The following is a 25,437-nucleotide window of genomic DNA, read 5'->3' on the forward strand; positions in this document are numbered from 1 at the left end:
GCGGGATGAAGGAGGCAACATGAACGCACCGGCCGCTGAATTGACTGAGCCGACCCACCGTCGCGGCGGCGGCCGCCTTGGGCGCAAGGCGCTGAGAAGCGCGCCGGTCGCGTCTTTCCCGACGCTCGTTCGCCAGATTCCGGCCTATGAGATCGTGCCCGACGAGGCGGTGGAACTGATCCACGAGGAGTCGCTCAAAATCCTCGAGGAGGTTGGCTGCGAGTTCCGCGACGACGAAGCGATCGCGCTTTGGAAGGCGGCGGGTGCCGACGTCAAGGACACACGGGTCCGCATCGATCGCGCGTTGCTGATGGAGCTCGTCTCGAAGGTCCCGCCGGAATTCACGCTCAATGCGCGCAACCCCGAGCGAACGGTTCGCGTCGGCGGCAAGAACTCGATCTTCGTGCCGATGTATGGCGCGCCTTATGTGCGCGACCTCGACAACAAGCGGCGTTACGGCACGCTCAACGACCTCAACAATTTCCACAAGCTCGCCTACATGGCGCCGACGCTGCATTCGTCGAGCTCGATCATCTGCGAGCCGATGGAGATCCCGGTGCCGAAGCGGCACCTCCACATCATTCATTCGGCGCTCAAGCACTCCGACAAGCCGTTCATGGGCATCGTGACGTCGAAGGAGCGGGCCGAAGACACGATGGCGATGGCTGCGATCGTGTTCGGCGAGGAGTTCGTGCGCGACAATCCGGTGCTGGTGGCGATCACCAATTGCAATTCGCCGCTGGTGTGGGACGCCACCATGCTCGACGCCATGCGGGTCTATGCCCGCCACAACCAGCCGCTGATCCTGGCACCGTTCGCGCTCTGCGGCGCCTCGACCTCGGCCTCCGCCGTCGGCGCGGTCGCGCAGGTGAATGCCGAGGCGCTCGCCGGTGTGGCCTTCACCCAGCTCATCCGTCCCGGCTCGCCGCAGATCTATGGCCAGTTCATGGTGACCGTCGACATGAAGACCGGCGCCCCGATGGGGGGCACGCCGGAGGCCGCGCAGATGATGTATCTGATGGGTGCGCTGGCGCGGAAATACAAACTGCCGTGGCGCACCTCGGGCTTCCACGTCGGCTCCAAGCTCAACGACGCCCAGGCCGGCTACGAGGCGAACATGCTTATGCATGCCGCGATCCTCGCCGGCGCCAATTACATCTGGCACTCCGCCGGCTGGCTTGAAGCCGGCCTTACCTGCGGCTATTCGAAATTCGCCACCGACTGCGAGCAACTCGTCGGTTGGTACAAATATGCCGGCGGCGTCCCGTTCGACGATTTCAAGGAAGCCATGGCGGCGATCCGCGAGGTCGGCCCGCAAGGGCATTTTCTCGGCACGCAGCACACGCTCGAGCATTTCGAGCGCGCCTTCTTCATGCCGAGCATCATGGATTTCAACTCCTTCGAGCAATGGAGCGCCGAAGGCGCTAAGGATCACGACACGCGCGGCCTCGAAAAGGCGCGCAACATGCTCGCCGACTATCAGGAGCCGAAGCTCGACGAAGGCATCGCCGAAGGTCTCAAGGATTTGATCGCGCGGCGCGAGGAAAAGCTGCCTGATACCGTTAGTTGACAAAAAATGGGCAAAGGCCGTCGGCAATCGTGACTGACAGCAAGCCAATGGCTCAGCCAGCGCGCACCTTGCCGTTCGCCAGGTGTTTCTGAAGCGATTGACAGGCGTTCATAATATGATCGTAGACCAACTTTGCGGCCTGTTCGGTCTCGCCAGCGCGGCAGGCGGCCAGGATTTCGCGATGTTCTCGATCCGCAAGCTCATGACCGCCGGAAATCGTCAGCTGAACTCGCAGATAGCGTTCGATCCGATCGTTAACCGACCGGATCATGCGGAGCAGATATGGTCGCCCGGCGTCTAGATAAAGACTGGAATGGAACTCCCAATTTAGTTCCGCCCAGCGGCCGACGTCGGTTTCCTTCGCAAAGGAGTCGCAACTTGCTTGCGCTTTATCGAAGGTCTTCTCGTTCATGTGGGGGAGGGAAAGCCGAATTGCGTTCGATTCCAGCATGGCTCGGACCTCGAAAATCTGCACGATCTCCGGTTCCGACATGCTGGCGACAATTGCGCCCTTGTTTCGCTGAAATGCCACGAATCCCTCTGCCTCGAGCCGCTTCAAAGCTTCGCGCACCGGAATCTTGCTGATGTTGAACATGCGGGCGACGTCGTCTTGCCTGATCGGTTCGCCCTCATCAAGCGACCCGGATATGATTGCTCCGCGGATGAACTTCAAAACCACGTCGGAAGCGGTGGGGGCGGCACCCAAATCGGGAATGTCGGCAAATGCAAATGGCACGTGTAGAGTCTCCGCACGGAGCGTCAGATCTGCAAACATAGATATCGTAGACGATGTTCGCGATCAAATACGCTCGCGATTCTGCTCAACCCGAGTGTCTGCATGGCCTGAGATGCCGTCCGGCGTGGGCTCTTTTGAGCCCGGCCGATCAGCAGCGACTGGCGCATTTCCCTTCAATCGAGCCTTGACGAGAGCCGAAGATCGTATACGATATCCAATCGGAAGCCGCGGCTCTGGGGACTCCCGAATGCGAAGCACGAAAGTCATCCATGTTGTTTCCTGCCACGCGGAGGGCGAAGTCGGGGATGTCATCGTTGGCGGGGTGTCTCCTCCGCCGGGAGACACCGTCTGGGACCAGCGCAAATGGATTGCAGAAGACAACGGACTTCGTAACTTCGTTCTTAACGAACCGCGCGGCGGCGTCTTCCGGCACGTCAACCTTCTGGTCCCTCCCAAGCATCCCGACGCGCAGATGGCTTGGATCATAATGGAGCCGGAGGATACGCCCCCGATGTCCGGCTCCAATTCGATTTGCGTCTCCACGGTAATTCTGGACACCGGGATCATCCCCATGCAGGAGCCGGTAACCGAAATGGTGCTCGAGGCGCCGGGCGGCCTGGTACGCGTGCGGGCCGACTGTGCCGGAGGAAAAGCCCAGCGCATCACCGTCGAAAACGTACCCTCATTCGCCAGCAGGGTCGGTGTGCCGCTTGAGGTCGATGGCCTCGGTACCATCACGGTCGACACGGCCTATGGAGGCGACAGTTTCGTCGTCGTCGACGCACCTACCCTTGGGTTAGCGCTTGAAACCGACGAGGCTCGTGATCTCGCCGAACTTGGGGTGCGCATTACCGATGCGGCCAATCGACAAATGGCGTTCTTCCACCCTGAGCGTCCCGATTGGCGCCACCATTCGTTCTGTCTTTTTGCCGGCGCCATCACCCAGGATGGCAACCGCCTCCGCGCAAAATCGGTCGTTTCGATAAAACCTGGCAAGCTCGACCGATCGCCGACCGGAACGGCGGTGTCGGCCCGCATGGCGCTCTTGCACGCGAAGGGTCAAATGACAGCCGAGGATTGGTTCACCGGTGTGTCCATCATCGGGTCAGAATTTCACGGCAAGATTCTCGGCACCACGCAGGTTGTCGGTATGCCCGCAATACGCCCCCAGATCAGCGGTCGCGGTTGGATCACCGGCATCCATCAGCACATGCTGGATCCTGAAGATCCTTGGCCGGCGGGCTATCGCGTGGCGGACACCTGGCCGATGAAGCGTGCGAAGGTGTGAAGGTGGTTCTTCGCCCGGCATCTTTCTCCAGCTCATGTCCCAAGAAGCTTGACGCTCAACAAGGCTCGTATACGATATTCGAAATGCCGCAGGATGGAGCGAGTTCTCACTATCTCAGGCAAGGCAGCGTCTGGACGCACGCTCACGCTGCAGGCGCCATCTACAGCTGAAAAAAAGTGCACCAGGATGGCCAATGTTTCGCAACATGGGAGGAAAAAATGACAATCTTCAAAAGCAACGGTGATCGCGTTCCTGCCGCCATCGAGGCGATGGCTAAAGAAGCGCGCGCGGGCCGCGTGGACCGGCGCGAATTCCTGGCGCTGGCAAGCGCCTTCGGCGCGTCGACGGCGTTCGCCTATGGCATGATCGGCCTTGCCGCGCCGACAAAAGCCCTGGCGCAAGAGCCGAAGAAAGGCGGAACGCTGCATGTCGCGATGTCGGTCAAGGCGCAGAAGGACCCGCGCACCTATGACTGGACCGAGATGGCGAACGTCACCCGCACCTGGCTGGAGCCGCTCGTGCGCTACACGCACCAGTTCACTTTCGAGCCGGTGCTGCTCGAAAGCTGGGACGTCAACGACGACGCCACCGAATACACGCTGCATCTGCGCAAAGGCGTCACCTGGAACAACGGCGATGCCTTCAATGCCGATGACGTGGTTTTCAACCTCAATCGCTGGTGCGAGAAGGGGGCTTCCGGCAATTCCATGGCCGCCCGCGTCGGCGCGCTGGTCGAAGCCAAGACCGGCAAGGCAAGGGATGGCGCGATCACCAAGGTCGACGACCATACGGTCAAGCTGAAGCTGTCCGAGGCCGATATCGCGATCATCCCGGGTTTCACGGACTATCCGGCGCTGGTCGTGCATCGCAACTTCGACAAGGACGGCGCCGATCCGATCAAGAAGCCGATCGGCACCGGGGCTTTCGAGCTGGTGTCTTACGATGTCGGCCAGAAAGCCGTGGTCAAGCGCCGCGAGAACGGCAAGTGGTGGGGTGGCGAAGCGCCGCTCGACGGGGTCGAGTTCATCGACTACGGCACCGACTTCAACGCCACGCTGAATGCCTTCGATTCCGGCGAGATCGACCTCGATTTCGAGACACCGGCCGACTTCATCGACCCCCTCGACAAGATGGAGCTGGTGAAATCGGAAGTCGCGACGGCGACCACGCTCGTTGCGCGCACCAACATCACGCACAAACCTTACGATGACAAACGGGTGCGCAATGCGCTGCAGATGGCGGTCGACAACAACCAGGTCATGCAGCTCGGCTACGCCGGCCGCGGCACGGTCGGCGAGAACCACCATGTCAGCCCGATCCATCCGGAATATTACCCGCTGCCGAAGAAGGAACGGGACGCGGCGGGCGCCAAGAAGCTGATGGCCGACGCCGGGCAGGCCGACTTCGAGCACGAGCTGATCACGGTCGAGGACGAATGGCAGAAGAACACCGGCGACGCGATCGCCGGCCAGTTGCGCGATGCCGGCATCAAGGTGAAGCGCACGGTGCTGCCCGGTTCGACCTTCTGGAACGACTGGACGAAATATCCTTATTCCATGACCATCTGGTACATGCGCCCGCTCGGCGTGCAGGTGCTGGCGCTGGGCTACCGTACCGGCGAGGCCTGGAACGAGACCGCGTTCTCGAATCCGGATTTCGACGCCAAGCTCAAGGAGGCGCTGTCGCAGATCGACGTCGCCAAGCGCAAGGAGGTTATGAAGGACGTCGAGCAGATCCTGCAGGACTCCGGCGTCATCATCCAGCCGTTCTGGCAGAAGCTCTACTGCCACATGAACAAGAAGGTGAAGAACTACGCCATGCACCAGACCTATCAAATGGACTTCCAGAACGTCTGGCTGGAAGCTTAAGCCGCGCAGCGCAAGGACTTCATGCGCCGTGAAAAAGCCGATATGCAGGATGCGTGGTGGTGATCGTGCCACCACGCATCCGGAGATTCCTGCATGAGACCGATGATGCTGGCAGTTGCCATCTCGATCGCCTTGCCTGCCGCGGCGCTCGCCGGGCCGGCTTCAAACGCCGTGAAGTTCTTCTATGTGCCTGAAGTGAAGTTCGAGGCGGACGCGAAATACCGCGACCGCTTCACCGAGCCGGTCACCAAGCTCTTCGAAGCCAACGACAAGGCGCGCAAGGAGAAGCCCGACGAGGTATCCTGCATCGACTTCGACCCAAGCCTCGACGCCCAGGATTTCGACCAGAAGACCGTGTCGAAGACGCTGAAGCTTGCCGAGGCCGTCAATGGCGACACCGCCGAGGTGACGGCAAGCTTCAATCTTTTCCCGGAAGGCGATGACTCCAAACGCGAAATGGTGTGGTCGCTGAAGAAAGTGGACGGCAAGTGGAAGATCGCCGACATCACCTCCAAAACCAGCGACTGGACGCTCAGCGCGCTGGAATGCGGCTCCTCGACGGAGTGACGCCGTGCTTCGGCGTCTGGTCCTCGCGCTGTCGAGCTTGTCGATGCTGACCGCGGGGCTGAACGGCGGCGCCTACGGGCAAGGACTGTTCGGCTCGCCGCCGCCGAACGCGTCCTCAGGCGACAATGCGCCTGCGATCGAGAAGTCGGCGCCGGCCACATCGCCTGAAAGCAAGCCGGCCGAACCGGCGCCAGCTGCGCCCGTCCTGCCCGGATCGCCGACGGCGGTGGTGAAGCCCTTCTACGAGCATCTCGGGCTGGAATTGGACCCCGGCCAGCGCAAGAACTTCAGCGATCCGGCGAAGAGCGTGCTCGACAAAGCCGACGCGCTGCGCGCCTCGGGTCAGGGCGAGTGCCTCGATCCCAACATGGCGCTCGACAATGCCGATTACGACAAGCTCGCCATCGACAAGAGCCTGCGCACCATCGAAGCGATCAATGGTGACGAGGCCAAGGTGGTGGTCGTCTTCGTCGTCGAAGGCCACCAGCACCGTCTCGAATGGAAGCTGAAGAAGGTCGGCGGCGACTGGAAGATCTCCGACCTCCTGTCGGTCACCGGCGAATGGGCGCTCAGCCAGTACCAGTGCGAATGAATATGATTGAACTTCGGCGCCGGCGATCCTTCGCGCCCCCCTCTGGCCTGCCGGCCATCTCCCCCACAAGGGGGGAGATTGGCAGCTTCGGCGACCCGCCTACTTTGCCACGATGGAGATTGGCGAAAGCCGGGGTGACGTCCGATCTCCCTCCAAGTGGGGGAGATGTCCGGCAGGACAGAGGGGGGCGCTGTCCCGCCAGCCTTTCGCAACAAATTTCACCCGCGCCCGCGATATGGCGGCACCCCGGTGTCGGGCAGCCAGGCGCCTTCAGGCGGCGCGCCGGTCTGCCAGAAGACGTCGATGGGAATGCCGCCCCGCGGGAACCAGTAGCCGCCGACGCGCAGCCAGAGCGGCTTGGTCGCTTCGACGATGCGGCGGCCGATCATGACGGTGCATTCCTCGTGAAAGGCGCCATGGTTGCGGAACGAGGTCATGAACAGCTTCAGCGACTTCGATTCCACCAGCGTCTTGTCGGGCGCGTAGTCGATGACGATGTGGGCGAAGTCGGGCTGGCCGGTGACCGGGCAGAGCGAGGTGAATTCCGGGCAGGTGAAGCGCACGATCGCGGGCGGGCCGTCGCCTCGCTCGAACGGCACGGTTTCCAGGACTGCCTGTTCGGGACTCTGCGGCGTCTCGACGTGTTTGCCGAGCTGGGTCAGGTTTTTGGCGTCGGTCATCGATGGCTCCTTGCTGCCGCCGATGATTGCAAGGGCGGCAGGTGCAATCAGTTGAAGTGCGCCGCGATCGAACGGACCCGGCGTGTTTGGCGGCTCATTAGCATTGGAGCGAAAGCCGCGCAGCGGTTTTCGGATGAATCCGATGCGTGAAATGGAAGCGGGAGCAGCTCCCGCGCAATTTGATACGGCAGGAAGACGATGACCAGCAACGACCCGCTTCTCCAACCTTATCCGCTCAAGCACCTGACGCTGAAGAACCGGGTGATGTCGACCAGCCATGAGCCGGCTTATTCCGAGGACGGCATGCCGAAGGAGCGCTACCGGCTCTACCACGCCGAGAAGGCCAAGGGCGGCATGGCGCTGACGATGACAGCGGGCTCTGCCATCGTGTCACGCGACAGCCCGGCCGCCTTCGGCAACCTGCATGTCTATGACGACGCCATCGTGCCGTGGCTCGCAGAGCTTGCGGATGCCTGTCATGAGCATGACTGCAAGGTCATGATCCAGATCACCCATCTCGGTCGCCGCACCGGCTGGAACAAGGCCGACTGGCTGCCGGTGCTTTCCGCCTCGCCGGTGCGCGAGCCGGCGCATCGCGCCTTTCCCAAGACCATCGAGGACTGGGACATCGAGCGCATCGTTGCCGATTATGCTTCCGCCGCCCTGCGCTGCCAGGCGGCCGGCCTCGACGGCATCGAATTCGAATCCTACGGCCATCTGATGGACGGCTTCTGGTCGCCCGCCACCAACCATCGCGACGATGATTTCGGCGGCTCGCTCGACAACCGGCTGCGCTTCACCAACATGGTGCTGGATGCGGTTCGCGCCGCGGTCGGCGAGAAATTCGTCGTCGGCATCCGCATGGTCGCCGACGAGGATTTCGAAAAAGGCCTGTCGAAGGAGGAGGGCGTCGAGATCGCGAAACGTCTGGCTGGCTCCGGCAAGGTCGATTTCCTCAACATCATCCGCGGCTCGATCGAGACCGACGCGGCGCTGACCAAGGTCATCCCGGTGACCGGCATGCGCTCGTCGCCGCATCTCGATTTCGCTGGCGAGGTGAGGGCGGCGACGAAATTCCCGACTTTCCACGCGGCGCGGATATCCGATGTCGCGACCGCGCGTCATGCGATCGCCTCCGGCAAGCTCGACATGGTCGGCATGACGCGCGCCCATATCGCCGATCCGCATATCATCAGGAAAGTGATGGAAGGGCGCGAGCACGAGATCCGGCCTTGCGTCGGCGCCACCTACTGCCTCGATCGCATCTATGAAGGCGGTGAGGCGCTCTGCGTCCACAACGCCGCCACCGGCCGCGAAGCGACGATCCCGCATGTCATCGCGAAAAGCGAAGGGCCGAAGAGGCGGGTGGTGGTCGTCGGCGCCGGGGCGGGCGGTCTGGAAGCCGCGCGTGTCGCCGCCGAACGGGGCCATCAGGTGATGGTCCTCGAAGCGTCCAGCCAGGCCGGCGGCCAGGTGCGGCTCGCGACGCAAAATCCGCGCCGCAAGGAGCTGATCGGCATCATCGACTGGCGGCTTGCCGAGCTCGATCGCCTGGGCGTCGAGATCCGCTACGACACATGGGCCGAAAAAGACGATGTCTTGGCTCTGTTGCCGGATGTGGTGATTGTCGCCACCGGCGGCCTGCCGCAGAACCCGCCGCTGGCAGCGGGCGACAATCTCGTCACCTCGAGCTGGGACATTATGGCCGGCAGCGTCAAGCCGGCCGAGAACGTTCTGGTCTATGACGACAATGGCGGCCATCAGGGGATGGGCGCGGCGGAATTGATTGCCAACAGCGGCTCGAAGCTGGAGCTGGTCTCGCCCGAACGCTTCTTCGCGCCGGAAATGGGCGGCCTGAACCACGTGCCCTATATGCGGGCTTTCCACGAGAAAGGCGTCACCGTCACCATCAACACCCGTCTGCGCTCGGTGCGACGCGAGGGTAACCAGCTCATCGCCGAGCTGGCGTCGGACTTCGCCGATGGCTGGCGCGGCGAGCGGGGCGTCGACCAGGTGGTGGTCGAGCATGGCACCGCGCCGCTCGACGATCTCTACCTCGCGCTGAAGCCGCTGTCGAAGAATGGCGGCGCGGTCGACTACGAGCGGCTGGTAAGCGGCGGCGACATTTTTCCGCCGCGCAATCCGGAAGGCGGCTTTGTTCTGTTCCGCATCGGCGACGCAGTCGCCTCGCGCAACATCCACGCGGCCATCTATGACGGCATCAGGTTCGGCATCCGGATCTGAACCTGGGTCCTCCATTGGCCAGGCTGGAATCATCGAAACGCGGGTCGCGGCCTGCGCCATCCTGGCCAGGCAACTGGGCCGCGAGGATCTCGCGCGACGATCGAAACATATGGTGGCCGTGATGAAGCGCTTGGCTGGGCGGCAGCGCTTGAGGACGTCAGGCTGGAAGGTTTTCGCATCGCGCCCAACATGCGCACCTACACAAAGCTGCGACGGGAAAATCTGCGCGGCGGTTCCGTTGAGGTGATCTGATGCGCCGGCGACGGCCGCACTGGGGAACGCACCGGACCGTCACAAGGAGAGCCACCTGCCGCGTTGGTCCGGTGCGCCGCGCGCGGCCGCCGGCCCGCACCGGTACCGCGCGAGCCGTTGACGGTCAGAACATCCTGGCCGTGGCCATGCACAATACGGTGATGACCAGCAGCCCGCCGGCAAGGCGTTCGCCTTTGGTCATTTTCGCGCGCAACTGCGCTTGCGTCGCCGCATCGGCACCTGCCAGTTGCCTGCTGGAAGAGGCTACAAGGGCGCCCTGCACGCCGGCGGCGATCAGCGCTGTCGCAATGCCCAGCGCCAGCACCATTTCCATCGGGCCGAAAGCGCCTTCGTGGAAGAAATACCAGAGCAGCAGACCGGTCAAGAAGACCATGCCGGAGGCGCCGAGTTGCGGCCGGATAAAGCGCTCCGCCTTGATCTCCGGATCACGGGCAACCGCAATGGTCGTGCCGGCCCAGAAGACGCCGGCCATAACATGCAGACCGATGACGACGATGTAGACATATTGCATGACTGCATTCCTCTCGTTCGCCCCGCCACCGGTGTGACGCTTTGCCTGTCGGGTTTGCCTATCGGCTGGGTCCGACAACGTTAATAACACAAAGTTAGATATCTAACAGTTAGATATCAATGCTTCATGCGAAGTTTCGCCAACCCGTTGCTTGTTCTAGTGTCCAGCCATGACGCCATTTGATCGCCCGCCCATCGGCATGAATCTCGCGCGCACCGCCAAACTGGTGGCGCAGGCCTTTGACGCTGCCTTGGTGGAGGTCGGCGGAACGCTGCCGGTCTGGGTGACCTTGCTCTCGGTCAAGTCGAAGGAACTGGCCAACCAGCGCGAGCTTGCCGGCATGATCGGCATCCAGGGCGCGACGCTGACGCATCACCTCAACGCCATGGAGGCGCAAGGGCTGCTGACGCGCCGCCGCGATCCGCAGAACCGCAGGGTGCATCAGGTGGCGCTGACCGAAACCGGCGAAGCGCTGTTCGAGAAGTTGCGCCTCGAGGCCGTCGCCTTCGACAAAAGGCTGAGAGCTGGGCTGCCGGACGACCGGCTTGCGGAATTCGCCGAGGTGCTGGCGGCGCTTCGGGCGAATGTGGGCGGTTAAGCCCGGCTGCCCTGCAGCACCTTGAGCTTCGCCTTCTTCGGGCTGCGCGCGGTAAGCCATTCGCGCGCCTTGTCCTGCGGCATCGGGAACGCGATCGAATAGCCCTGCACCTGGTCGCAGCCGATCGCCATCAGCGAGTCGAGCTCGGCCTCGGTTTCCGCGCCCTCGGCGACGATCGAGATGCCGAGCCCGCGGGCAAGCTCGGTGATGGCGCGCACGATCTTGGTGTTGTCGCCGTTCTCGTTGATGTTCTGGACGAAGCGGCGGTCGATCTTCAGCCGATCGATCTCGTTCGGGTTGACATGGCTGAGTGAAGCATAGCCCGTGCCGAAATCGTCGAGCTCGAGATGGACGCCCGCCGCGCGGATATGCCTGAGCTTGGCGGCGATGCCGGTCTTCTCGTCGTCGAGGATGACGGATTCAACGATTTCCAGCGACAGCTTCTGCGGCGCAAGCCCTGCCCGCTCCAGCGTTCCGAACAGGAAATTGTCGAAATCCGGCTCGCGCAGCTCGGTGCCCGAGACATTGACGGCGATGCGTCCGAAATCGATGCCGGCGCGATCCCATTCGGCGGCTTCGTTGATCGCCTTGCTGATGACGATGCGGCCGATATCCGGCATGAAGCCGCACTTCTCCGCCACCGGGATGAATTCGCCGGGCGAGATCATGCCGCGCGTGGCGTGTTTCCAGCGCACCAGTGCTTCGATACCGCTGATCTTGCCGCTGGTGAGCGACACTTGAGGCTGGAAATAGACCTCGAAGGTCTTTTCCGCGATCGCCGTGCGGATGTCCTGCTCGAGCTGCTTGCGGTAGTCGAGCTCGCGCCGCAGCTCTTCGGAGAAGAAGGAGAAGCTGCCGCCGCCGAGCTTCTTGGCCGAATAGAGGGCGAGATCGGCATGGACGAGCAGGTCCTGCGCGTTGTCGGCGTCGACTGGATAGACGGCGATGCCGGCGCTGGCGCCAGGCATTATGGTCGTGCCCTGGAAGGTGATCGGCTCGTTGATGTTGGCGATGATGCGCTTGGCCAGCGCATGGATGTCCTCGGTGCTGCCGGCGCCGTTGAGGATCATGACGAACTCGTCGCCGCCCAGACGGGCGCAAAGATCCGATGCGCGGCAGGAATCGCGCATGCGTTGCGCGGTGACGACAAGCACATAGTCGCCCGCCGCGTGCCCCAGCGTGTCGTTGATCTGCTTGAAGCGGTCGAGGTCGAGTTGGATCACCGCCAGCCGCTCGCGGCGACGATGCGCGCCCTTGATCAGCGTGTCGAAATGATCGGTGAGGAAGGTGCGGTTGTGCAAGCCGGTCAGGCCGTCATGCACGGCGATGAAGGCCATCGAATTGCGGGCGTCGACCAGTTCATGCGTCTTGCGCAGGATGGCCTTGGACATCGGCCGGAAGATGAATAGCGCGACCAGCACGATGACGCCGATGGTGGCAAAGAACAGAGTGCGGTGCAGACTGAGCATTTCATCCGACCGCTCGGTGGCGAAGGCGCTGATGCGCTGGCCGAGCGCGGCATAGCCGGACAAAGTCGCATTGGCGACGGAGGCGTCGAGGCCGACGCGCTCGCCGCCGCCCTTATAACCGTCGCTTTGCATGCCGAGCTGGGATGCAAATGATGAAACCAGTCGATCGCCGTTGGCGATAAGGCCGACCGAGAAATAGTCGAGATGGAACGGCTTGCTGAACAGCACATATTCGATGGATTGCGGATCGTTGCGCGCCGGCGATAGAGGATCGGCGCCGGTCTCCTTGAGCAGCCGGTCGTAATTGGTCTCGAACTCGCCCGTTGCCTGCTTGAGCGCGGTGACCAGCGCCGGCTGCTTGTCGCGCGGGGCGGCACCGGTCGCGCTGGCCAGGAAGACGATGCGCTGCGACAGCGCCTTCTGCGTGGAGACGATGTTGAGCAGCGCGTCATTGTGCTGCTGCTGCGCCATCAACTGCTGCAGCAGGATGAAGGAAGCCATCACCATGGCGGCGATGATCAGCAAGGCCAGCCAGTAGCCGCTCTTGATCAGCAGAATCAGCTTGCGCGAAACGCTGTGCACCGGCTGCTGCGACATAATTGAGTGACCCCTCCCGATCGACGGATTCCTGCCATGGATTTGCGGCGCCAGAACCCTTGACGTGAAAGGGTTAACAGCTCGGCAAACCGGCACGGTGCCGGAGCTGGCGGCGCGACAAAGCTGACAGGATGGTTATTATGTCCTTTCGCCGATCGTCGCATTTGAACACATCCTTGTCCGGCTGCGCTGAAGGAGCTGCGGCGCGGCTTGCACAACGCCACCGAAGCGGTCGTTTTTGCGATGGATTTTTCTTGTCCGCAGCGCGACAGTCCGCATCGAACAAACAGGGCCAGACCATGAGCGCAGCGTTTCTCTCCCACATCGATAACGAGCTTGAAGGCCTGAAATCGGCCGGGCTCTACAAGTCCGAGCGGGTGATTTCCTCCACGCAGTCGGCGCTGATCGAGGTCGCCGGCCAGAAGGTGCTGAATTTCTGCGCCAACAACTATCTCGGCCTCGCCGACAGCCCCGAGCTGCGCGATGCGGCGAAGCAGGCGCTCGGCCGCTATGGCTACGGCATGGCGTCGGTGCGCTTCATCTGCGGCACCCAGGAAGAACACAAAGAGCTCGAAGCCACCATCTCTTCCTTCCTCGGCATGGACGACACCATTCTCTACGGCTCCTGCTTCGATGCCAATGGCGGCCTGTTCGAGACGCTGCTCGGCGAGGAAGACGCCGTCATCTCGGACGCGCTGAACCACGCCTCGATCATCGACGGGGTGCGGCTCTCCAAGGCCAAGCGCTTCCGCTACGCCAACAACGACATGGCCGACCTCGAGGCGCGGCTGAAGGAGGCGAAGGACTGCCGCTTCCGGCTGATCGCCACCGACGGCGTGTTCTCGATGGACGGCATCATCGCCAACCTGCGAGGAGTCTGCGACCTCGCCGAGAAATTCGACGCCTTGGTCATGGTCGATGACAGCCATGCCGTCGGCTTCGTCGGCAAGAACGGCCGTGGCTCGGCCGAGCACTGCGGCGTCGAGGGCAGGGTGGACATCATCACAGGCACGCTCGGCAAGGCGCTGGGCGGCGCGTCCGGCGGCTATACCGCGGGGAAGAAACAGGTGGTCGACTGGCTGCGCCAGCGCTCGCGGCCCTATCTCTTCTCCAACACGCTGATGCCGGCGATCGCCGGCGCCTCGCTGAAAGTCTTCGAGCTGATCCGCAATGGCGATGCGCTGCGCCGCCGCCTGTATGCCAATGCGGAACGCTTCCGGTCTCAAATGGGCAAGCTCGGCTTTACGCTTGCCGGCGCCGATCATCCAATCATCCCGGTGATGCTGGCCGACGCCGCTCTTGCGCAGGAGATGGCGGCCCGCATGCTGAAGCGCGGCATCTACGTCATCGGTTTTTCGTTCCCGGTGGTGCCGAAGGGCCAGGCGCGCATTCGCACCCAGATGTCGGCGGCGCACTCCGGCGCTGATATCGATCGCGCCGTCGAGGCGTTCGGCGAGGTCGGGAAGGAACTGGGTGTAATCGCTTGACGCTACCGCCGGCAATGGAAAAGGGCCATGGCGATCGATGTAACGAGCAGTATCGAGATCGCCAGCCCGCGCGCGGTTGTCGCCGCCTTTTCTTCCGATCCGGACAATGTTCCGCGCTGGTACGTCGACATCAAGTCGGTGGAATGGAAGACTCCCCGACCGGCCCAGATAGGATCGAGAATTGCATTCGAGGCGCAGTTCCTCGGACGGCGGCTCGCTTATACCTACGAGATCCTGGATCTCGTGCCGGGCGAGAGGCTGGTGATGCGATCCGACGAAGGACCGTTTCCGATGGAGACGAGCTATGGATGGCGGGATTCCGGCGAAGGCCGCACGCATATGACGCTCCGGAATCGCGGCTCGCCGGCCGGCTTTTCCCGTCTCATGACCCCGCTCATAGCCCTGGCTGTCCGACGTTCGACCAATCGCGATCTGCTGCGGCTGAAGAACATCCTGGAAGCGGCAGGTTGATGATCCGTCAGGACAGGGAAGATTTTCTGGAGAGTGTTCGATGTCCAACATGATGAAGGCGCTGGTGAAGGCCAAGGCCGAGCCGGGCATCTGGATGGAAGAAGTGCCGGTGCCGGAAATCGGCCCCAACGACGTGCTGATCAAGGTCAGGAAGACCGCGATCTGCGGCACCGACGTCCACATCTACAATTGGGACCAGTGGGCGCAGAAGACCGTGCCGGTGCCGATGGTGACCGGCCATGAATTTGTCGGTACCGTCGCGGATTTCGGCGCGGCCGTCACCGAATACAAGGTCGGACAGCGCGTCTCGGGCGAGGGCCACATCGTCTGCGGCCACTGCCGCAACTGCCGCGCGGGGCGAGGGCATCTCTGCCGCAACACGCTCGGCGTCGGCGTCAACCGGCCCGGCGCCTTCGGCGAGTATGTAGCGATCCCGCAGCACAATGTCGTGCCGATCCCCGACGACGTGCCGGACGAGATCGCGGCCATCTTCGATCCATTAGGCAATGCCGTCCACACCGCACTGTCCTTCGACCTGGTCGGCGAGGATGTGCTGGTCACCGGCGCCGGCCCGATCGGCATCATGGGCGCGCTGGTCGCGCAATGCGTCGGCGCGCGGAAAGTCGTCATCACCGATATCAACCCGGTCCGGCTGGAACTGGCGCGCAAGCTCGGCGTCCAGCATGTGGTCGACGCCTCGAAGGAGAAGCTGCGCGACGTGATGCCGGCACTCGGCATGACCGAAGGTTTCGACGTCGGGCTGGAGATGTCGGGCGCCGCGCCAGCCTTCCGCGACATGATCGACACCATGAACAATGGCGGCAAGATCGCCATCCTCGGCATCGCGCCGACCGGTTTCGAGATCGACTGGAACAAGGTCATCTTCAAGATGCTGCATCTCAAAGGCATCTACGGCCGCGAGATGTTCGAGACCTGGTACAAGATGATCGCCCTGGTGCAGGGGCCGCTGGATGTCTCGGGTCTGATCACGCATCGCATCGGCATCGACGATTTCCAGGTTGGGTTCGATGCGATGCGCAGCGGCAGTTCCGGCAAAGTGGTGATGGACTGGTAGGGTTTGGTTGAAGCAGCATCCTGGCAATGCTGCGGGACAGCTCCCTCTTTGGCCTGCCGGACAGAGGGGTTGTGAAGGATCGCTACGAAGAAGATAAAGCCTCTTCCAGTGCTGCCACCCCCCTGACAATCGCCGCTCTCTCTTCCTCGCTCAGCCTCGCCAGCACCTCCCTTTCAAACGCCTTCGCCAGCGGCACCATTTCCCGGTAAGCGGCGAGCCCCGCCTTGGTCAGCGTCAGATGCTCGACGCGACGGTCGTTCTCGTCCGGCGCTCTTGTCAGCCAGCGCCGGCGTTCGAGCTCGGCGACCGCGCGCGACACCTTGGTCTTGTGCATGGCCGACTGCTCGCCGAGTTCCGTCGCCGTCATCATCCCGCGCTGGCCGAGGCCTGAGAGCGTGCGCCATTCCGGCCGCGTCAGACCGTGGCGCTCCTTGTAGATGCGCGAGAATTCGCGGCTCACGGTGTCAGCCAGCCGGTAGAGCCGGTAGGGCAGGAAGTTTTCTAGCTCGAGAATTTCCGGTTTCATTTGGCGCATCATCGATGCAGGGTTCGGCGTTGATAGTTACATTTTCGATGGTTACAAATGAAACCAGTTTGGTCAACATCACCGGAAAGCCTTCCTCAACGCTGAGGGCGCAGCCCGGGATCAGGGAGGATCGGATGGCCTTTTCCTATATGCCGGGCTTCGGCAATGATTTTGAGTCCGAGACGCTGCCGGGATCGCTGCCGCAGGGCCGCAACTCGCCGCAGCGGCCGGCCTACGGGCTCTATGCCGAGCAGCTTTCGGGCTCGCCCTTCACCGCGCCGCGCGGCACCAACGAGCGCTCCTGGCTTTACCGCATCCGCCCAAGCGTGAGACATACCGGCCGCTTCAAGGGCGCGAGCTATCCCATGTGGAAGACTGCGCCCAACGTCGGCGATCACGAGCTGGCACTCGGCCAGTACCGATGGAACCCGGTGCCGATCCCGACCGAGCCGACCGACTTCATTTCCGGCATACGCACCATGACTACGGCCGGCGACGCGGTCGGCCAGTCCGGCATGGCGGCGCATGTCTATGTCGCCAACCGCTCGATGGTCGACGACCATTTCTTCAATGCCGACGGCGAGCTCATGATCGTGCCGCAGGTCGGCACGCTGCGCTTTGTCACCGAGATGGGCGCCATCGAGCTTCGCCCTGGCGAGATCGCGGTGCTGCCGCGCGGCCTCGTCTTCAAGGTCGAGCTCGCCGACAGTCAGGCGCGCGGCTATGTCTGCGAGAACTACGGGGCAAAATTCACCATGCCCGACCGCGGCCCGATCGGCGCCAATTGCCTGGCCAATCCGCGCGACTTCAAGACCCCCTGCGCCTGGTTCGAGGAGAAGGAGACGCCATGCCGGCTGATCGTCAAATGGTGCGGCACTTTCCACGTCACCGAGCTCGGCCATTCGCCGCTCGACGTCGTCGCCTGGCACGGCAACTACGCGCCCTATAAATATGATCTGGCGACGTTTTCGCCGGTCGGCGCGATCCTCTTCGATCACCCAGACCCGTCGATCTTCACCGTGCTGACGGCGCCGAGCGGCGAGGAGGGCACGGCCAATGTCGACTTCGTCATCTTCCCGCCGCGCTGGCTAGTGGCCGAAAACACTTTCCGGCCGCCCTGGTACCACCGCAACATCATGAGCGAGTTCATGGGCCTGATCCACGGCCAGTACGATGCCAAGGAGGAAGGTTTTGTCCCCGGCGGCATCAGCCTGCATAACCAGATGCTGGCGCACGGACCCGACGCCTCCGGCTTTGCGAAGGCCTCCCGCGCCGACTTGAAACCGGTCAAGCTCGACAACACCATGGCCTTCATGTTCGAGACGCGCTTTCCCCAGATGCTGACGCGCTACGCCGCCGAACTCGACACCTTGCAGGCGAACTACATCGACTGCTGGGCCGACCTGAAGAGGCGCTTCAACGGCACGCCGGAAGGCGACTGGTCCTGATTGGTGAGGTCAGGATCAGGAAAACATCGGCGGGTGGCTTGACGATCACTCGCCACGGCCTTGTTGTGGGACGAGCGGCACGAAGCCCGCGAGGAGAGGAAACCGCATGAAGCTTGCCACTTTGAAGAACGGGACGCGCGACGGGAAGCTGGTCGTGGTCTCGCGCGATCTGACGCGGTTCACAGACGCCTCTTTCCTGGTGCCGACGCTGCAGGCTGCGCTCGACAATTGGGAGCGCTTGGCGCCGCATCTGGCGGCGATGGCGGAATCGCTCGAGACCAACGCGGTGCCCTCGGCCCGCTTTCACGAGCATGACGCCCATTCGCCGCTGCCGCGCGCCTATCAATGGGCGGACGGCTCCGCCTATGTGAACCATGTCGAGCTGGTGCGGAAGGCACGCGGCGCCGAGATGCCGGCGAGTTTCTGGACCGATCCGCTGATCTACCAGGGCGGCTCGGACTCCTTCCTTGCGCCGCGCGATCCGATCCGCATGGCCGACGAAGCCTTCGGCATCGACATGGAGGCGGAAGTTGCCGTCATCGTTGGCGATGTGCCGATGGGCGCCGGGCTGGGCGAGGCACGCGAGGCCATCCGCCTCGTCATGCTGGTCAATGATGTGACGCTTCGCGCCATCACGGGGCCGGAACTGGCAAAGGGCTTCGGCTTCTTCCAGTCGAAGCCGTCTTCTGCTTTCTCGCCGGTCGCGGTGACGCCGGACGAGCTTGGTGATGCCTGGGACGGCGGCAAGGTCAGCCTGCCGCTGCTCGCCGATCTCAACGGCAAGCCGTTCGGCCGTGCCAATGCCGGCATCGACATGACCTTCGATTTCCCGGCCTTGATCGTGCATGCCGCGAAAACGCGGCCGCTTGCCGCCGGCACCATCATCGGCTCCGGCACCGTCTCCAATAAGCTGAATGATGGGCCAGGCAAGCCGGTCGCGGCAGGCGGCGCCGGCTATTCGTGCATCGCCGAACTGCGCATGATCGAGACCATCGAGAGCGGCGAGCCGAAGACACCGTTCCTGCGCTTCGGCGACACGGTGCGCATCGAGATGAAGGACAAGGCCGGCCATTCGATCTTCGGCGCCATCGAGCAGAAGGTCGAGAAATACGAGGGGGAGGAAGGAACCTGAAAAGGTGACCCTGCTCGAGCATCTTCGCTGCATGGCGCGCAACAATTTGTGGTCGAACGACCGGCTCTACCGCGCCGTCCTGGAGCTTCAGCCCGGCGAGTTCGAGGCCGGTCGAACCAGTTTCTTTCCCTCGATCAAGGAGACGCTCAACCACATCCTCGCGGTCGATCGTCTCTATCTCGATTTTCTGACGGATGGCGGCCTCGGTGCTGCGGCCTATGACGACTTCATACCGTTCGACGATGCGTCAAGCCTGGCGGAAGCGCAGGCCGATTTCGACCGAAGACTTGTCGCCTTCTGCGACGGCCTGTCGGAGGCAGATCTCGACCGCCGCGTAATGACTGACCGCCGCGAGGACGGCATGATCCCCGAAAGGATCGGCGACATCCTCGCTCACGTCTTCCTGCACGACATCCACCATCGCGGCCAAGTGCACGCGATGCTGTCGGGCACCTCGGTTGCACCGCCGCAATTGGATGAGTTCTTGCTTGATTACGACATTAAGCTCAGGAAGGACGAGGTCGAGCGGCTTGGGTTGTGAACAAGCGAGAACGCTTCGGGAATTATTGTAGTTACGAAAATTATTGACTTAATTCATGTAGGTACATAAATTCAGATGCAGATCGTCTGGGATGAACCTAAACGGTTGGCCAACATTGACAAACACGGCTTGGATTTCGCGGCGCTAGACGAGGAGTTTTTCCTTGCCTCGGCGATCCGGGCGGCCAAATCCGGCCGTTTCATGGCGATTGGTCGGGTAGTCGGCGGCGGCGTTGTTGCAGTGGTCTTTTCCCGGCTTGGCTCCGAAGGCATCTCGGTTATTTCAATGCGGGCGGCCAACCAGACGGAAAGGAGATTGTTCGATGGCGAAAGCTAAGCTGAACACTACAAAGCTGGACAACGGATTCAAGTCAGGCAAGGGATTCACCGAGGAAGATTGGGATGCGGTTTCGGACAATCCCGAATGGACCGAGGAGGATTTTCGGAATGCTCGTCCCTTCGCCGACGTGTTTCCGGACCTTGCCGAAAGCATTCGCTCGCGTGGTCGGCCGGCACTCGACAATCCGAAGAAGCAGGTAACGCTGCGCCTCGACAGCGATGTGGTTGCTCGTTTCCGTGCCAGCGGGCCCGGCTGGCAGAGCCGAATCAACGAAATTCTGAGGAAGGCCGCCGGCCTTTAGAGTAGCCGGCGGCTTGGTCTTTCGGCTGACTACGCCGCCCTGCCATCCAGCTTGATCACGCCACGCTTGATCTGGTCCTGCTCGATCGATTCGAACAGCGCGCGGAAATTGCCTTCGCCAAATCCATCGTCGCCCTTCCTCTGGATGAATTCGAAGAAGATCGGCCCGATCACCGTCTTCGAGAAGATCTGCAGCAGGATCTTGGTCATACCGCCGTCGACGACGCCTTCGCCGTCGATCAGGATGCCGTGCTTCTTCATGCGCTCGATCGGCTCGTCATGGCCGTGCACGCGCTCATGCGACATCTCGTAATAGGTGTTGGGCGGGCCGGGCATGAACTTCAGCCCGTTGGCGGCGAGCTTGTCGGTGGCATCGTAGATCGCGTCCGTACCGACGGCAATGTGCTGGATGCCCTCGCCATTGTACTTCTTCAAATACTCGGCGATCTGGCTGGTTTCGTCCTTGGACTCGTTGAGCGGAATGCGGATCTTGCCGCAGGGCGAGGTGATCGCCCGGCTGACCAATCCGGTGATCCTGCCGTCGATGTCGAAGAAATGGATCTGCTTGAAGCCGAACAGGTCGCGGTAGAAGTCCCACCACTTGTCCATGTTGCCGCGATAGACATTGTGGGTCAGGTGGTCGAGGTAGTAGAAGCCGACGCCTTCGGGTTTCGGATTGCGCTCGCCAAGCCACTCGAACTCAGCATCGTAAGCCGAGCCCTTGTCGCCATAGGTTTCGATGAAATAGAGGAGCGATCCGCCGATGCCGACGATCGCCGGCGCGTCGAGCGCCTTGTCGGTGCCCTCGTACGGCACAGCACCCTTCGACACGGCGTGGTCGAAGGCATGCTTCGCATCGACCACGCGCCACGCCATCGAGGCGGCGCAGGGGCCGTGCTTTTCGACGAATTTCATCGCATGCGAGCCTGGCTCGGCATTGACGACATAGTTGATGTCGCCCTGGCGCCAGACGGTGATGTCCTTGGTGCGGTGCTTCGCCACCGCGATATAGCCCATGCGGGCAAAGAGCTCGGCAAGTTTTGCCGGGTCTGAATGCGCGAACTCGACGAATTCGAAGCCGTCGGTGCCGGCGGGATTCGCCTTGCTGATCTTGGCGGGTGGGGCGTCATGCGGGAAGGGTCCCATGGCATTCCTCCGAAAGCTGTTGCGGCCGTGCTTGGCCGATTTTCACCATAATAACGCTGGACGGCTGCATGGTGCTTGCATTCAACCGCCTGGAATGCCCACAATGTGCGCAGATTGTGCATGATTGGGGACAAAACCATGGATGATGCGCGCCTTGATCAATTTGACCGCAAGATACTGGCGCTCCTGCAGGGCGATGCGCGGCTCACCAACAATGATCTTTCGGAGCGCGTGAACCTGTCGGCCTCGCAATGCTCGCGCCGCCGCCAGCGGCTGGAGGAAGATGGCTATATCAGGGGCTATCGCGCCGTGCTCGACCGCGACCGTCTCGGCTTTTCGCTGGTCAATGTGATTTCGGTGACCTTGGCCACCCACAACCGCGACAATGCCCGCCGCTTCGGCGAGTTGGTGGCGCGGCTACCCGAGGTGCAGGAAGCGCACGCGCTGACCGGCGAGATGGATTACATCCTGAAGGTGGTGACGCCCGATCTCAAATCGCTTTCCGAGTTCGTCAACGGCGTGCTGCTGCCGCATGAATCGGTGCAGCATGTGAAGACGGCGATCGTGCTGGAAACGCTGAAAGAGACCGGCGCGCTGCCGATTTAGTTTGCGGAGATCTTTGTTGGATGCGACGGCGACGGAACGCGAACCTGCGGAATTGGCTCTCGCCAATGCGCAAGCTTTCACCCCCTCTGCTGCTGGATCAGCCCATAGAGGTTGGTGCAGCGCGCGCCGGAGCGGCAATAGGCGAAGACCGGGCCTTCGAGCTCGTCGAGCGCCTCGGCCTGATCCTCGACATTGTCCATAGTGAGCTGGCCGCTGATCACCGGAATGTAGCGGAAGGCGAGCCCCGCGGCTTCCGCGGCCGCCTTGACGCTGTCGGCCGAGGGCTGGCCGGGCTGTTCGTCGTCCGGCCGGTTGCAGATGACGCTCTTGAAGCCGGCGTCCTTGATGGCAACGATGTCCTCGGGCTGGATCTGCCCCGAGACCGAATAGTCTTCGCTGATCTGGCGGTATTCCATAGCGTCGTCCTCGCAATCCTTGGCCGCAGTCATGCCACCGCGCGGCATTAGCGACAATCCGTAGCACCGGATTTCTCTGCCAAATAGAGAGTGCGGGGCGGAAAATCCAACCGGGCCGGTTTTAGCCCGGTTGGATGATGCCGCTTAGCTTCCGAGCAGCGCGCCTTTGAACTGCTCGATGTTGTTGTGCATCATGTCGATATAGGTCGAGGCCGGGCCGTCGGGCGGCGACAGCGCATCGGAATAGAGCGTGCCGCCGACCTTGATGCCGGTCTCGCTGGCGATCTGCTCGATGAGCCTGGGGTTGGTGATGTTCTCGATGAAGATCGCCGCCGCCTTGTCCTGCTTGACCTGGTTGACCAGCTTGGCCACGTCGGCGGCCGAAGGCTCGGAATCGGTCGAGATGCCTTGCGGAGCAAGGAAGGCCAGGCCGTATGCATGCTCGAAATAGCCGAAGGCGTCGTGCGAGGTGATGACGACACGCTTGGCCTCGGGGATCGCCTGGATCGCCGCGGTCACTTCGCCCTCCAGCGCGCCGAGCTTCTGGGTGTAGGCGGCGGCATTGGCCTTGTAGCTGTCGCAGCCCGCGCTATCGGCGGCGCAGAATGCATCGGCGATATTCTTCACGTAGATCTTGGCATTGGCGATCGACTGGAAGGCGTGCGGGTCGTTGACCGTCTTGCCGCCGCCGGTGCCGGCGCCTTCGGCCGCGTCGGCATCGGCGAATTCCGGCTTGAAGGCGATTGGCGTCACGCCCTTGGTCAGCGTCACGATCGTCGCCTTGGTGGCGCTGGTGTCGACTAGGCGCTGCAAAAAACCTTCGAAATGCAAGCCGTTGACCAGCACGACATCGGCGCCGGCCATCGCCACCGCATCGGCCGGGGTCGGCTCGTAGACATGCGCGTCGCCGTCCGGGCCGACGATGGTGGTGATGTTGACGCGGTCGCCGCCGACATTCTTGGCAAAGTCGGCAATGACCGTGAAGCTCGCCACCACCTTGAGCGGCGCCGCAAACGCGGACGATGCGGTAAAAGCGCTTAATGTTATAACGCTCAGAGCCATGGCGGCGCGGAAGGATTTCAACATTGGGACAAGTCTCCTTGCTTGGGGATTAAGCTGTGCGGTGGCGGTGATGCACGATGCGGGCGCGCAGCGCGCCGCGCGTGCCGAACAGGATCGAGCAGAAATAAACGACGCCGGCCGAAAGGATGATAGCCGGTCCGGACGGCAGCGAGGCGTGATAGGACAAAAGCAGTCCGGCGATGCAGGAGGCAAAGCCGATCAGCACCGCCAGCGCGCACATCGGCTCGACGCGAACCGTCCAGAAGCGGGCGGCGGCGGCCGGCAGCATCATCAGCCCGACCGAGAGCAGCGTGCCCAGCGCCTGGAAGCCGCCGACGAGGTTGAGCACGACCAGCCCAAGAAAGATGAAATGGACCGGGCTGCCCATGCGGCTCACCGAGCGCAGGAACAGCGGATCGAGGCATTCGGCGACCAGCGCCCGCCAGAAGATGGCGAGGCAGGCGAGCGTCACAACCACGATGCCGCAGATCAGGATCAGCGCCTCGTTGTTGAGCGCCAGCACGGTGCCGAACAGCACATGCATCAGATCGACGCTCGAGCCGCGGATCGACACCATCAGCACGCCGATGGCGAGCGAGATCAGATAGAAGGCCGCCATCGAGGCGTCCTCGCGCTGGATGGTGAAGCGCGAAACCGCCCCTGCGCCGAGCGCGACGATGATGCCGGCGATCAGCCCGCCGACGGTCATCGGCAGGATTTCGAGGCCATAGAACAGGAAGCCCGCGGCGGCGCCCGGCAGGATGGCATGCGCCATCGCATCGCCCGACAGGCTCATGCGCCTGAGCATCAGGAAGACGCCGACCGGGCAGGCGCCGAGCGACAGCATCAGCGAGCCGAACAGAGCCCGCTGCATGAAGGCGAAATCGGCGAAGGGCTGGATGAACAGGCCGTAGAGAAACTCCATCACGCCGCCCTCGGTCCGGAGCCGTGGTGGTGACCATGCCCATGAGCGTGATCATGGTGGTCGTGTGCGTGATCATGACCATGATCATCGGGCTCGCACCAGGGCGCGTTCTCTTCCCAGGCCTCGTGAAAGCGCCGCGCCTTGAGCAGGTTTTCAGGCCTGAGCGTCTCTTTTGTGTCGCCCCAGGCGACAGGCTGGCGGGCGAGCAGCAGCGTCTCGGGAAAATTCCGCCGCACGAGATCGAGGTCGTGGACAACCACCATGATCGTGCGCTCCTCGCCATGCCAGCGCTTTATCAGCTGGATGAGGTCGCCGACGGTCTTGGCGTCGACGGCATTGAACGGCTCGTCGAGCAGGATGAGGTCGGCATCCTGCAACAGCACGCGGGCAAACAACGTGCGCTGCAGCTGACCCCCGGAGAGCGTGTCGATCGGCCGCTTCTCGAAGCCGCCGAGCCCGACCGCCATCAGCGCCTTGCTGACCGACTCGCGATCCTCTTTGGTGTAGCGGCCGAGCATGCCGCGCTTCGGCCACAGGCCAAGCGAGACCAGGTCGACCACCCGCGCCGGGAAGCTGCGGTCGAGCTCCGACTGCTGCGGCAGATAAGCGGTGCGCACGCCGGGCGCGCCGACAACCGTGCCCTCCATCGGCTTCAGCACGCCGACAATGCCCTTCATCAGCGTCGACTTGCCCGAGCCGTTGGCGCCGACGACGGCAGTCAGCGAGCCTTTTCGGACCGTGCCGTTGAGGTGATGAATGGCCGGATGGCTGTTGTAACCGAGCGTCAGGTCGCGGAAGGTCAGGCAGGCATTTGTCATCAGACGTTCCGGATCGGGCGCGAATTCGAGAGTACCCGTCGATATGTGATGTTATTACATTAGTCAACACGCCGGTTCGGCGGAATTGTGTCCAGATCGGTCAACTCGCCGTGTACACGGAAGCGGTCCGGAGCCGACAAATTGGCTCAATC

26 protein-coding genes are annotated in these 25,437 nt (G+C 62.6%); 16 read left to right on the forward strand and 10 right to left on the reverse strand.

Features of this window, described 5'->3' with window-relative positions; translation table 11 throughout:
* Nucleotides 1–19 precede the first annotated feature (19 nt).
* Nucleotides 20–1,570 carry a trimethylamine methyltransferase family protein gene (locus tag CK224_RS21645; RefSeq protein ID WP_095783181.1) on the forward strand — a complete coding sequence of 517 codons (1,551 nt, stop codon included), beginning with the start codon at nucleotides 20–22 and terminating at the stop codon, nucleotides 1,568–1,570.
* Nucleotides 1,571–1,622: 52 nt separating this feature from the next.
* On the opposite strand, the gene CK224_RS21650 is transcribed toward CK224_RS21645, so the two are convergent.
* The gene (locus CK224_RS21650) at nucleotides 1,623–2,306 is read right to left on the reverse strand and encodes a GntR family transcriptional regulator (protein WP_067000956.1); all 684 of its coding nucleotides are present in this window, start codon (nucleotides 2,304–2,306) and stop codon (nucleotides 1,623–1,625) included.
* A gap of 247 nt (nucleotides 2,307–2,553) precedes the next feature.
* Between CK224_RS21650 and CK224_RS21655 the strand changes: the two genes are divergently transcribed.
* From CK224_RS21655 to CK224_RS21670, 4 genes are all read left to right on the forward strand, one after another.
* Entirely contained in the window at nucleotides 2,554–3,594 is a 1,041-nt protein-coding gene (locus tag CK224_RS21655; protein ID WP_095783182.1) for a proline racemase family protein, read from the forward strand.
* 218 nt (nucleotides 3,595–3,812) lie between these two features.
* Nucleotides 3,813–5,462, forward strand: coding sequence for an ABC transporter substrate-binding protein (locus tag CK224_RS21660; RefSeq protein WP_095783183.1), 1,650 nt, complete (start codon nucleotides 3,813–3,815; stop codon nucleotides 5,460–5,462).
* A gap of 93 nt (nucleotides 5,463–5,555) precedes the next feature.
* On the forward strand, nucleotides 5,556–6,029 hold the full coding sequence (locus CK224_RS21665; protein WP_095783184.1) for a DUF3828 domain-containing protein: 474 nt from the start codon (nucleotides 5,556–5,558) through the stop codon (nucleotides 6,027–6,029).
* Nucleotides 6,030–6,033: 4 nt separating this feature from the next.
* Complete coding sequence (locus CK224_RS21670; protein WP_095783185.1) at nucleotides 6,034–6,621, forward strand: hypothetical protein; 588 nt, start codon at nucleotides 6,034–6,036, stop codon at nucleotides 6,619–6,621.
* Between the two features lie 218 nt (nucleotides 6,622–6,839).
* Here the strand turns inward: CK224_RS21670 and queF are convergent, their stop codons facing one another.
* Nucleotides 6,840–7,301 carry a preQ(1) synthase gene (gene queF / locus CK224_RS21680; RefSeq protein WP_095778694.1) on the reverse strand — a complete coding sequence of 154 codons (462 nt, stop codon included), beginning with the start codon at nucleotides 7,299–7,301 and terminating at the stop codon, nucleotides 6,840–6,842.
* Between the two features lie 198 nt (nucleotides 7,302–7,499).
* Between queF and CK224_RS21685 the strand changes: the two genes are divergently transcribed.
* Nucleotides 7,500–9,545 carry an NADH:flavin oxidoreductase gene (locus CK224_RS21685; protein ID WP_095783186.1) on the forward strand — a complete coding sequence of 682 codons (2,046 nt, stop codon included), beginning with the start codon at nucleotides 7,500–7,502 and terminating at the stop codon, nucleotides 9,543–9,545.
* A gap of 376 nt (nucleotides 9,546–9,921) precedes the next feature.
* On the opposite strand, the gene CK224_RS21690 is transcribed toward CK224_RS21685, so the two are convergent.
* A complete protein-coding gene (locus CK224_RS21690) occupies nucleotides 9,922–10,329 on the reverse strand; it encodes a hypothetical protein (RefSeq protein ID WP_095778570.1) in 408 nt (135 codons plus the stop codon).
* 169 nt (nucleotides 10,330–10,498) lie between these two features.
* Between CK224_RS21690 and CK224_RS21695 the strand changes: the two genes are divergently transcribed.
* The gene (locus CK224_RS21695) at nucleotides 10,499–10,927 is read left to right on the forward strand and encodes a MarR family winged helix-turn-helix transcriptional regulator (protein ID WP_095783187.1); all 429 of its coding nucleotides are present in this window, start codon (nucleotides 10,499–10,501) and stop codon (nucleotides 10,925–10,927) included.
* On the opposite strand, the gene CK224_RS21700 is transcribed toward CK224_RS21695, so the two are convergent.
* Complete coding sequence (locus tag CK224_RS21700; RefSeq protein ID WP_067000493.1) at nucleotides 10,924–12,993, reverse strand: EAL domain-containing protein; 2,070 nt, start codon at nucleotides 12,991–12,993, stop codon at nucleotides 10,924–10,926. The genes CK224_RS21695 and CK224_RS21700 overlap by 4 nt on opposite strands.
* 299 nt (nucleotides 12,994–13,292) lie before the next feature.
* Here CK224_RS21700 and CK224_RS21705 point away from each other — a divergent pair, with 299 nt between their 5' ends.
* The 3 genes from CK224_RS21705 to tdh are packed head-to-tail and all read left to right on the forward strand — an operon-like array spanning nucleotide 13,293 to nucleotide 16,026.
* A complete protein-coding gene (locus CK224_RS21705) occupies nucleotides 13,293–14,480 on the forward strand; it encodes a glycine C-acetyltransferase (protein ID WP_095783188.1) in 1,188 nt (395 codons plus the stop codon).
* A 27-nt stretch (nucleotides 14,481–14,507) separates the two neighbouring features.
* Nucleotides 14,508–14,951, forward strand: coding sequence for an SRPBCC family protein (locus CK224_RS21710; RefSeq protein WP_095783189.1), 444 nt, complete (start codon nucleotides 14,508–14,510; stop codon nucleotides 14,949–14,951).
* Between the two features lie 40 nt (nucleotides 14,952–14,991).
* A complete protein-coding gene (gene tdh / locus CK224_RS21715; RefSeq protein ID WP_067000502.1) occupies nucleotides 14,992–16,026 on the forward strand; it encodes an L-threonine 3-dehydrogenase in 1,035 nt (344 codons plus the stop codon).
* An 82-nt stretch (nucleotides 16,027–16,108) separates the two neighbouring features.
* Here tdh and CK224_RS21720 read toward each other — a convergent pair whose 3' ends face one another.
* Complete coding sequence (locus tag CK224_RS21720) at nucleotides 16,109–16,552, reverse strand: MarR family transcriptional regulator (protein WP_176477990.1); 444 nt, start codon at nucleotides 16,550–16,552, stop codon at nucleotides 16,109–16,111.
* 134 nt (nucleotides 16,553–16,686) lie between these two features.
* Here CK224_RS21720 and hmgA point away from each other — a divergent pair, with 134 nt between their 5' ends.
* From hmgA to CK224_RS21745, 5 genes are all read left to right on the forward strand, one after another.
* The gene (gene hmgA, locus CK224_RS21725) at nucleotides 16,687–18,000 is read left to right on the forward strand and encodes a homogentisate 1,2-dioxygenase (RefSeq protein ID WP_095783191.1); all 1,314 of its coding nucleotides are present in this window, start codon (nucleotides 16,687–16,689) and stop codon (nucleotides 17,998–18,000) included.
* 106 nt (nucleotides 18,001–18,106) lie between these two features.
* Entirely contained in the window at nucleotides 18,107–19,132 is a 1,026-nt protein-coding gene (locus CK224_RS21730) for a fumarylacetoacetate hydrolase family protein (RefSeq protein ID WP_095783192.1), read from the forward strand.
* Nucleotides 19,133–19,136: 4 nt separating this feature from the next.
* Nucleotides 19,137–19,673 (forward strand): DinB family protein, encoded by a 537-nt coding sequence (locus CK224_RS21735; protein WP_095783193.1) that lies wholly within the window; start codon nucleotides 19,137–19,139, stop codon nucleotides 19,671–19,673.
* A 75-nt stretch (nucleotides 19,674–19,748) separates the two neighbouring features.
* Nucleotides 19,749–20,009 (forward strand): BrnT family toxin, encoded by a 261-nt coding sequence (locus CK224_RS21740; RefSeq protein ID WP_095783194.1) that lies wholly within the window; start codon nucleotides 19,749–19,751, stop codon nucleotides 20,007–20,009.
* On the forward strand, nucleotides 19,996–20,313 hold the full coding sequence (locus tag CK224_RS21745; protein WP_067000515.1) for a BrnA antitoxin family protein: 318 nt from the start codon (nucleotides 19,996–19,998) through the stop codon (nucleotides 20,311–20,313). Before CK224_RS21740 ends, CK224_RS21745 begins: the two co-directional genes overlap by 14 nt.
* A gap of 29 nt (nucleotides 20,314–20,342) precedes the next feature.
* Here CK224_RS21745 and hppD read toward each other — a convergent pair whose 3' ends face one another.
* The gene (gene hppD, locus CK224_RS21750; protein ID WP_095783195.1) at nucleotides 20,343–21,458 is read right to left on the reverse strand and encodes a 4-hydroxyphenylpyruvate dioxygenase; all 1,116 of its coding nucleotides are present in this window, start codon (nucleotides 21,456–21,458) and stop codon (nucleotides 20,343–20,345) included.
* A gap of 138 nt (nucleotides 21,459–21,596) precedes the next feature.
* On the opposite strand from hppD, the gene CK224_RS21755 reads away from it, so the two are divergent.
* Nucleotides 21,597–22,064 (forward strand): Lrp/AsnC family transcriptional regulator, encoded by a 468-nt coding sequence (locus tag CK224_RS21755; RefSeq protein WP_059187534.1) that lies wholly within the window; start codon nucleotides 21,597–21,599, stop codon nucleotides 22,062–22,064.
* A gap of 77 nt (nucleotides 22,065–22,141) precedes the next feature.
* Here the strand turns inward: CK224_RS21755 and CK224_RS21760 are convergent, their stop codons facing one another.
* The 4 genes from CK224_RS21760 to aztA all read right to left on the reverse strand — a co-directional run bounded on the left by CK224_RS21760 (nucleotide 22,142) and on the right by aztA (nucleotide 25,285).
* On the reverse strand, nucleotides 22,142–22,480 hold the full coding sequence (locus CK224_RS21760) for a TIGR01244 family sulfur transferase (RefSeq protein WP_067000965.1): 339 nt from the start codon (nucleotides 22,478–22,480) through the stop codon (nucleotides 22,142–22,144).
* Between the two features lie 144 nt (nucleotides 22,481–22,624).
* The gene (gene aztC, locus CK224_RS21765; protein WP_095783196.1) at nucleotides 22,625–23,566 is read right to left on the reverse strand and encodes a zinc ABC transporter substrate-binding protein AztC; all 942 of its coding nucleotides are present in this window, start codon (nucleotides 23,564–23,566) and stop codon (nucleotides 22,625–22,627) included.
* Nucleotides 23,567–23,591: 25 nt separating this feature from the next.
* Nucleotides 23,592–24,467 carry a zinc ABC transporter permease AztB gene (aztB, locus tag CK224_RS21770; protein WP_067000522.1) on the reverse strand — a complete coding sequence of 292 codons (876 nt, stop codon included), beginning with the start codon at nucleotides 24,465–24,467 and terminating at the stop codon, nucleotides 23,592–23,594.
* Nucleotides 24,467–25,285 (reverse strand): zinc ABC transporter ATP-binding protein AztA, encoded by an 819-nt coding sequence (gene aztA, locus CK224_RS21775; RefSeq protein ID WP_095783197.1) that lies wholly within the window; start codon nucleotides 25,283–25,285, stop codon nucleotides 24,467–24,469. Before aztA ends, aztB begins: the two co-directional genes overlap by 1 nt.
* Between the last annotated feature and the right edge of the window lie 152 nt (nucleotides 25,286–25,437).

The organism is Mesorhizobium sp. WSM3862, assembly GCF_002294985.1.
Taxonomy (GTDB): Bacteria; Pseudomonadota; Alphaproteobacteria; order Rhizobiales; family Rhizobiaceae; genus Mesorhizobium.

Excerpts from the sequence above, each read along its gene's own strand:
- CK224_RS21695 (WP_095783187.1), top strand. The coding sequence starts at position 10,499 with ATGACGCCATTTGATCGCCCGCCCATCGGCATGAATCTCGCGCGCACC.
- tdh (WP_067000502.1), top strand. The coding sequence starts at position 14,992 with ATGTCCAACATGATGAAGGCGCTGGTGAAGGCCAAGGCCGAGCCGGGC.
- CK224_RS21645 (WP_095783181.1), top strand. The coding sequence starts at position 20 with ATGAACGCACCGGCCGCTGAATTGACTGAGCCGACCCACCGTCGCGGC.
- aztA (WP_095783197.1), bottom strand. The coding sequence starts at position 25,285 with ATGACAAATGCCTGCCTGACCTTCCGCGACCTGACGCTCGGTTACAAC.
- aztC (WP_095783196.1), bottom strand. The coding sequence starts at position 23,566 with ATGTTGAAATCCTTCCGCGCCGCCATGGCTCTGAGCGTTATAACATTA.
- queF (WP_095778694.1), bottom strand. The coding sequence starts at position 7,301 with ATGACCGACGCCAAAAACCTGACCCAGCTCGGCAAACACGTCGAGACG.
- CK224_RS21745 (WP_067000515.1), top strand. The coding sequence starts at position 19,996 with ATGGCGAAAGCTAAGCTGAACACTACAAAGCTGGACAACGGATTCAAG.
- CK224_RS21700 (WP_067000493.1), bottom strand. The coding sequence starts at position 12,993 with ATGTCGCAGCAGCCGGTGCACAGCGTTTCGCGCAAGCTGATTCTGCTG.
- aztB (WP_067000522.1), bottom strand. The coding sequence starts at position 24,467 with ATGGAGTTTCTCTACGGCCTGTTCATCCAGCCCTTCGCCGATTTCGCC.
- CK224_RS21730 (WP_095783192.1), top strand. The coding sequence starts at position 18,107 with ATGAAGCTTGCCACTTTGAAGAACGGGACGCGCGACGGGAAGCTGGTC.
- CK224_RS21710 (WP_095783189.1), top strand. The coding sequence starts at position 14,508 with ATGGCGATCGATGTAACGAGCAGTATCGAGATCGCCAGCCCGCGCGCG.
- CK224_RS21685 (WP_095783186.1), top strand. The coding sequence starts at position 7,500 with ATGACCAGCAACGACCCGCTTCTCCAACCTTATCCGCTCAAGCACCTG.
- CK224_RS21660 (WP_095783183.1), top strand. The coding sequence starts at position 3,813 with ATGACAATCTTCAAAAGCAACGGTGATCGCGTTCCTGCCGCCATCGAG.
- CK224_RS21665 (WP_095783184.1), top strand. The coding sequence starts at position 5,556 with ATGAGACCGATGATGCTGGCAGTTGCCATCTCGATCGCCTTGCCTGCC.
- hppD (WP_095783195.1), bottom strand. The coding sequence starts at position 21,458 with ATGGGACCCTTCCCGCATGACGCCCCACCCGCCAAGATCAGCAAGGCG.
- CK224_RS21705 (WP_095783188.1), top strand. The coding sequence starts at position 13,293 with ATGAGCGCAGCGTTTCTCTCCCACATCGATAACGAGCTTGAAGGCCTG.
- CK224_RS21690 (WP_095778570.1), bottom strand. The coding sequence starts at position 10,329 with ATGCAATATGTCTACATCGTCGTCATCGGTCTGCATGTTATGGCCGGC.
- hmgA (WP_095783191.1), top strand. The coding sequence starts at position 16,687 with ATGGCCTTTTCCTATATGCCGGGCTTCGGCAATGATTTTGAGTCCGAG.
- CK224_RS21720 (WP_176477990.1), bottom strand. The coding sequence starts at position 16,552 with ATGAAACCGGAAATTCTCGAGCTAGAAAACTTCCTGCCCTACCGGCTC.
- CK224_RS21740 (WP_095783194.1), top strand. The coding sequence starts at position 19,749 with ATGCAGATCGTCTGGGATGAACCTAAACGGTTGGCCAACATTGACAAA.
- CK224_RS21655 (WP_095783182.1), top strand. The coding sequence starts at position 2,554 with ATGCGAAGCACGAAAGTCATCCATGTTGTTTCCTGCCACGCGGAGGGC.
- CK224_RS21755 (WP_059187534.1), top strand. The coding sequence starts at position 21,597 with ATGGATGATGCGCGCCTTGATCAATTTGACCGCAAGATACTGGCGCTC.
- CK224_RS21760 (WP_067000965.1), bottom strand. The coding sequence starts at position 22,480 with ATGGAATACCGCCAGATCAGCGAAGACTATTCGGTCTCGGGGCAGATC.